Source organism: Kurthia sp. Dielmo, from assembly GCF_000307285.2.
Lineage (GTDB): Bacteria > Bacillota > Bacilli > Bacillales_A > Planococcaceae > Kurthia > Kurthia populi.
Window position 1 is genome coordinate 126607 of record NZ_HE578960.1, and the last position, 7531, is coordinate 134137.

Annotated in this window: 5 protein-coding genes and 1 pseudogene; 3 read left to right on the forward strand and 3 right to left on the reverse strand. The window is 39.6% G+C overall.

The window, feature by feature from the left end:
- Positions 1-26: 26 nt before the first annotated feature.
- From KTHG_RS21365 to KTHG_RS14150, 3 genes are all read right to left on the reverse strand, one after another.
- A complete protein-coding gene (locus KTHG_RS21365; RefSeq protein WP_186439623.1) occupies positions 27-191 on the reverse strand; it encodes a hypothetical protein in 165 nt (54 codons plus the stop codon).
- Between the two features lie 181 nt (positions 192-372).
- Entirely contained in the window at positions 373-864 is a 492-nt protein-coding gene (locus KTHG_RS14145) for a hypothetical protein (protein ID WP_139994504.1), read from the reverse strand.
- Positions 865-953: 89 nt separating this feature from the next.
- Positions 954-2687: an ABC transporter ATP-binding protein gene (locus KTHG_RS14150; protein ID WP_139994506.1), complete on the reverse strand. Its 1734-nt coding sequence runs from the start codon at positions 2685-2687 to the stop codon at positions 954-956.
- A gap of 112 nt (positions 2688-2799) precedes the next feature.
- Here KTHG_RS14150 and KTHG_RS14155 point away from each other — a divergent pair, with 112 nt between their 5' ends.
- The 3 genes and pseudogenes from KTHG_RS14155 (at position 2800) to KTHG_RS14165 (ending at position 7502) form a co-directional block, all read left to right on the forward strand.
- Positions 2800-4197 carry an ABC transporter permease gene (locus KTHG_RS14155; protein WP_186439624.1) on the forward strand — a complete coding sequence of 466 codons (1398 nt, stop codon included), beginning with the start codon at positions 2800-2802 and terminating at the stop codon, positions 4195-4197.
- A gap of 12 nt (positions 4198-4209) precedes the next feature.
- Positions 4210-5682 (forward strand): ABC transporter permease, encoded by a 1473-nt coding sequence (locus KTHG_RS14160; RefSeq protein ID WP_139994508.1) that lies wholly within the window; start codon positions 4210-4212, stop codon positions 5680-5682.
- A 19-nt stretch (positions 5683-5701) separates the two neighbouring features.
- Positions 5702-7502 (forward strand): annotated as a pseudogene (locus KTHG_RS14165) (ABC transporter substrate-binding protein).
- Positions 7503-7531: the final 29 nt, after the last annotated feature.

Below are 7531 nucleotides of genomic sequence, written 5' to 3' on the forward strand. Positions count from 1 at the left end.
TTTATAAAATCAGCTAGGTAGCTCGTTTATTTAGCAGCTCTTACTTTATCAAAAATAAATGAAATAATTAAAAATACAAGAGCGCCTGATACAGCAATTAAAAGAGAAAAATTCACATTATTATTAAAGGCAAAATAGGCTAACAGAAACGCAACAATCAAATATATAACAAACATTTTTAAATAATCCAATGTAATAACCACCCTTTATGTATTAAAATATTGATTTCAAAAGAAAATTTATAACCTATCACATTATCATTCTCAGCAAAAACGGCCTCCTTTCTTCCATTCTTAAAATGCTATTGTATATGTATATTGAATAAAATTCCATTTAAAGCCAAACAAAAAGTCATTGTACTTTCACCTTCCGTTAAATCCCTTGATAATGCACAACATAATCAGGGGAATTGAACGTAGCTAAATAATTCACACATGTTTGTAATTTTTTCATTACTTCAGACTTCACAAAGTACTCTTCTTTTAATTCTTCTAATTCATCAACGGACATGTTAGCTAATTCAGCTTCCGTTAAACCGATTAAATCTGGATAATAATATTCACCATCTAATTTTTCTAATACAGCGATCCATTCTAAAAACATCTTTGTTAAACAATCAAAGCCATAGTGATTAATCACACAAATCCCCGTATAAGTAAGGCCTTTCTCCTTCGGTATAATATTCCCATAAGGCTTTTCAACATAACTAGAATTAATTATGGGTACTAAATTATACAGATAGCTGTCACTATCACACTCGATATTTTCATTAATATAATCGTAAAAATCCTCTTCCAAATTAATTTCTTCAATTAATCGGTCATTTTTCTCGTCTACAAATAAAAAATCATGATAAACGGCCATTTTTGTACCCTGCTTTCATTTTCGTTACTCTATTATGCCATACTACAGCGAAAAACCCACTCAAACGTAGTTGTTCGAGTGGGTTCTTCTTAGCCAACTTCCTGTGCCACAAAGTGACCGGGTGTTACTTCTACGAGCTCTGTATTCGTGAAGTCATATTTTTGGATTCCGGCATCGATGTTTTTCTTCATTTTTTGTGCTTCAATCGCCGGGTCTGGTATTGGGACAGCAGCAATGAGTGATTGTGTGTACGGGTGCTGTGGATTTGTATACAGCTCCTCGCTTTCGGCTAGCTCGACGATTTTACCATTATTCATCACAGCGACGCGGTCACAAATATGCTTCACCATTGATAAGTCATGGGCAATGAATAAATACGTCAGACCAAGCTTTTGCTGTAGATCCTCTAGTAGGCGCACGATTTGCGACTGCACCGACACATCAAGTGCGGATAACGGCTCATCACAAATAATAAATTTTGGATTTACCGCTAAGGCGCGCGCAATCCCGATACGCTGGCGCTGACCACCTGAAAATTCATGTGGATAGCGCATCGCATGTTCCTTCTCAAGACCGACAAGCTCGAGTAATTCCTCGACGCGCTGTGTACGCTCTGCCTTCGTTTTCACTAGCTTATGCAAATCGAGTGGCTTGCCGATAATATCAAGCACCTTCATGCGTGGATTGAGTGACGAATACGGGTCCTGGAAAATAATTTGCATTTCCTTACGAAGCGTTTTTAACTTTTTACGTGATAGGCGATTTACCGCCATCCCTTTATATAAAATATCGCCATCTGTCGGCGTATTTAGCTGTAAAATCGAGCGCCCCGTCGTCGTTTTCCCTGAGCCTGATTCCCCTACAAGGCCCAGTGTCTCGCCAGGCTGAATCGCAAAGCTAATATTATCAACAGCCTTAAATTGCTGGCCCTTTTCGACCGTGAAATACTGCTTGAGTGACTGTACCTCAAGAAGCGGCACAGATGGGTCCATGTCTGCAGGTAGCTCAGGTGCCGGCTTAATTTTTTTCTTTTCATGCAGCTTTGGTAAAGCATTTAACAGGCGTTTTGTATACGGATGCTGTGGATTTTTGAAAATCTCCTCCGTCGTATTCGCCTCGACAATTTCGCCCTCTTTCATGACAATAACCTTGTCACACATCCCTGCAACTACACCCAAATCATGCGTAATTAAAATAATCGATGTCTCAAATTTTTGCTGCATCTGCTTCATTAAACGTAAAATCTGCGCCTGAATCGTCACATCAAGTGCAGTCGTCGGCTCATCGGCAATTAAAAGCTCCGGCTGACAAGCAAGGGCCATCGCAATCATGACACGCTGACGCATTCCACCTGAAAACTCATGTGCATATTGTTTAAAGCGATTTTCCGCATCCTTAATGCCCACAAGCTCTAAAAGTTCAATTGTTTCGCACTTCGCCTGCTCCTTCGTCACATCACGGTGCTTTCGGATACCTTCTGCAATTTGCACACCAACTTTAATGGTCGGATTAAGCGAGGTCATCGGGTCCTGGAAGATCATACTGATTTCCTTCCCACGAATTTTCTCCATTTCTTTATCACTTTTATTTGTTAGTTCCTGTCCTAAAAATTGAATAGAACCGCCCTTTAGAAGACTTGGTGGAGAAGGCAGTAAACGCATAATCGAGCGTGCGGTCACACTCTTACCCGAGCCCGATTCCCCAACGATACCAAGGGTTTCACCTTTATTTAAACTAAATGATACACCTTTCACTGCTTCGAATTCACGATCATTGGAAACGAAGGAAACGCGCAAATCCTTTATTTCTAATAACTTAGTCATAATAAACAACTTCTCCTTTTTTGGGTAAATTAGGTTGACTTGTAATTTTACGTTCATTATACTACAAATGTATAGTAAATAACTAGGTTTTGTTGAGTTTGGAGGGAAAAGAATGAATAAACCTTCTGAAGTGTCTAAGTTTGCGTACACATTCAGAAAACTTTCCAATGTATTTTTCTATCGAATTTTACTATTTATATTAGGGTTCCCGCTACATCTCATCACGTTTTTTCTTTATCAAGCGGCGAAGAAACGTAGCAACGAAGCCTCTACAAAGGGTCAAAAGCAGCTAGAACAGCATCAGCTAGACGAACTGATTGCCAAGTATAGTCGCCAGATTCGGGCAGAAAAAAACTATTTTAATGAAAGTATTAATGAACAAGAAATCCATCATACGGCGACCCAATTAGCGACGCAATATTTAGAAAAAAATGCGAATTTAGAACATGCTGATAACAAGCTTACGTCTTATCGTGAATTTTTCGCTCAGCAAATTTCGAAAAAATCCTATTTTTATGGCACGTTTATTTTCGGAATTGTGATGTACGCCTTCCTTTGGGTGTATGGCAATGCTTTTAGCCGCTATATCGTGGATCGTCTCGTATTAAGCATCTTCGTCGTTGTTGGGGTGTCGATTCTGGTGTTTACAATTTTGTATTTCTCACCAATGGACCCTGCCGCGAATATTTTAGGGGAATCAGCGACGACTGAGCAGAAGGAAGCCTTTAATGAACAGCATGGTTTAAATGAATCATACGGCGTGCAGTTAAAGGAAAGTGTGCAAGGGATTTTCACCTTTGACTTAGGTAAATCCTTTACTGGGAAGGAAGATGTTTCTGAAAGCATCGCGAATAAATTCCCCGTAACACTGAAAATTGCGGTGCTGTCCTTACTACTGACAATTATCGTGGCGATTCCAATCGGCATGCTGTCAGCGGCAAAAATGAATACATTCTGGGATTACGCCCTAATGTTCATCGCCTTAATCGGGCTGTCAATTCCAAGCTTCTGGCAAGGTCTGATTATGATTTTAGAATTCTCAATTAAGCTTCAGTGGCTGCCTGCTACCTATTCACCTGAGCAATATAGCTCGATTATTATGCCGGTCATTGTACTAGGGACAGGGCTTACAGCGGCTGTTGCGCGGATGACGCGTTCGTCAATTTTAGAGGTCATCAATGAGGATTATATGATTACAGCGAAAGCAAAGGGCCTCGGCTCCATGACAATTTTCTTCAACCACGCACTACGCAATGCCATGATTCCAATTATTACGGTCATTGGCCTACAATTTGGTGCCATGCTTGGTGGTGCGGCGGTAACAGAGAAAGTCTTCAATATTAGTGGTCTTGGTAGCTACATTGTAGACAAGCAATTTATTCCGGATATTCCGGCAATTATGGGTGGGGTTGTCTATATTGCGATTACGATTTCGCTTGTCAATCTAATCATCGATATTTTATACGCCCTCTTAAACCCACGTGTTCGATCAAAAATGAAAAATTCGTAGGAAGTGAGTCACTTGAGCAATTATTCAACCTTTGCCCTAAAGCAGTCTCAAGTTTATAAGCAAGCAAACTTCGCCTTCGTACTATCACTCGTACTGGCGCTTGTTTTCGCCTTCAACTTGATTCAGCATACGACGAGCGTGATTTGGCTATATCTGACCATCGGATTTGTCGTGACGACACTTCTACAATGGCTCATTGTCATGCGCGTCAAAAAGGATTTAACAACACACGGTGCGATTCAAAAATCGACCCGCATGCTTAGTAGTATTCAATTAATTGGCCTTGTGTTCGGCAATGTTTTCACCGTCACCAATGCCTTTGCACTACTTCGCAAGAAAAGTTCGATTGAGTATACGCTTGCCTATTACTCGCTGATTACGACGTTCTTCTTAATCGTTTTATCAGCAGTCAATGTCTTTAAACCATATGTGTCGAATACATTTTTAATTGGCATGGGCTTACTCATCATTATTTTCATCATTGACCTACTTTTCGTCATCCTGCTATACCGCGAAAATACAAAGGTCAAAACAAAATTCACATTGGGGATTGTAGCGCTACTGTGCCTCGTATCAGGGAATTTATTTCACTTCATTCTTGGCATAAGCCTGCTGCTAAAATCAACAAATCGTCACCCATCAACAATTGCGAAATGGAATACGGTATGGTTGAAAATCACAAAAAACTTTACCGCGATGATTGGGATGCTCTTCATCTTCTTCACATTCGCTATTTCGATTATGAGCTATTGGACATTTGAGTATGACTTTGCGGTAAGCAATGATTATTCAAATATGCTACAGGGTGCGTCCCTTGCCTATCCATTTGGCACAGACAACTTCGGTCGTGATGTGTATTCACGTATCGTCTACGGCGCCCGCATCTCATTACTTGTTGGTGTGCTGTCAACACTCATTCCGCTTATCATTGGCGGCGTGCTAGGTGCGCTATCTGGCTACTATACAAAATATGTAGACAATATCATCATGCGTCTATTAGATATTTTATATGCGATTCCAGGTGTGCTACTAGCTATCGCGATTATCGCGGCATTTGGTGCGAATACGACCAACTTAATCATTGCGCTAAGTGTCGGTTCGATTCCAACCTATGCCCGAACAATGCGTGCTAATGTCATGATGATTTCTAATCTGGAATATGTCGAGGCTTCGCGTGCACTTGGTGAAAATGATTTAGCGATTATCTTTAAGCAAATCGTGCCAAATGCCTTTGCACCAATGATTGTCAAAGCGACACTAACAATTGGTGGCGCTGTGATTGCCACAAGTAGTCTTAGCTTCTTAGGACTTGGCGTTGGCCCACATATTCCGGAATGGGGCAATATTTTAAAAGTTGGTAGCATGTATCTTGAAACCAATCCATACTTGGCGATTTTCCCAGGGATTGCGATTATTTTATTAGTTTTATCATTTAACTTCTTAGGCGATGCACTACGCGATGCCTTTGATCCAAAGCTTGACTAACTTACTTGGAGGGATTCACATGAAGAAAATCTTTTTATTGCTTGTTGCAGCCTTAACATTAGTGCTAGCAGCTTGTAATTTAAGTACAAAATCCGATGTCGAAAAATCGGATGATGATTCATCAAAGAAAACAACAAAAGCACAGGAAATTGAAATTTTAAGCATGAGCTCAAATGAAGATGATTTAAATATTTTACGTGACCAATTATCAAAAAATGGCTTTGACGTAAAATTAAATATCCAACCAGATTACGGTAGCTTCACTTCTCAAAAAGATGCCGGAAACTATGACATCGCTCTTTCAAGCTGGACAACTGTAACAGGGAACCCAGACTATGCGGTTCGCTCACTTTTCACATCAGATGGTGACAACAGCATCGTTAAAGATTCAGAGCTTGATGATTTAATCAACAAAGCAAGCACACAAACAAAAGATGACTACACAGCAACTTATAAAGATTTAGAGCAACGTCTTGTATTTGACGAAGCATACATCGTACCACTTTACACATCTTATAAAGCACAAGGCGTAAACTCAGATGTCATTGATGAAAGCACAGTGCGCCTACCTAAATCACGTGCAGCCGTATGGGAAAATGTTTCATTCAAAGACAAAGCAAAAAATGCCAAAGACCCACTTGTAACACAGCAAGCAATCGGTGAATTAACATCATTAGACCCTATCAAAGGGAATGATGGTTCAATCAACACATTAAATACAAATATGTACGTTCGTTTAGTGAACCTAACAGATGATGATGAAGTGGTAGCAGATGGCTCACTATCTTATAACTATGCTTCAGCTGAAGATAATAAAAACTACTACTTCCTATTACGCGATGACATCAACTTTGCGAAAGTAACAGATAAAAAAAGCAGTTGATACAGGCGAGCGCGTTGGTGCAGAGGATGTTAAATTCTCATTAGACCGCGCGAAAGATCCAAAATCTGTACCGGACCACCGCACATACAGCTTACATGAAAACATGAAAGACATTGAAATCGTTACAGATACAAAAGAATTAGATGCAAAAACAGCAGATGGCAAATCAATCCGTGAAGCATTAGAAGACGGTGTTGATTCAAAAATCAAATCATTAGAAGCAGATAAAAAAGCAGTTGATAATAAAGCGGGTAAATACCAAGTGGTAAAAGTAACAACAACAGAAGCTTTCCCACAAGTATTAAACTACCTTGCACACCAATCTGCAGGTATCGTTTCTGAAAAACAAGTAAACAAAATCAACACGTATGATGTTGCAAAATACGATGCAGACAAAGACGTATCATACGGTGATGCGGCAACAATTACAGATGGTAAAGCATACAACAATGAATTATATGCAAGTGGTCCATACATCCTAACAACAAAAGATGACTACGAAGCAAAATTCGAGAAAAACCCCGCTTACCGCACTGGCTCAGATTATGAACCAAAAATCAAAAATGTATCTGTTAAATTTATCGCAGATCCAGACAGTGCCCTATCTTCATTACGTAACGGTGACATCCACATTTTAAATGGTGTGCCTGAAACGAAATATGAGCTAGTTGAAAAAGATAAGAAATTAACATTACAAAAAAATAAAAGTAATGGTGTAACGTACTTAGCATTCAATATGAATGATGCGGATATCGCGAAAAACACGAAATTACGCCAAGCTGTCCTTTACTCAGTAGACCAAAATGCCATTATCGACTTCTACAAAGGCAATAAAATGAACGCTGTATCACCACTAAGCCCATTAGTAGATACAGGGAATAAAGTCGAAGCGGATGCTGAAAAAGCAAAAACATTATTAGAAGAAGCTTCAAAATAGACTGAACGAAAAAAAAAGCCACGAACGCC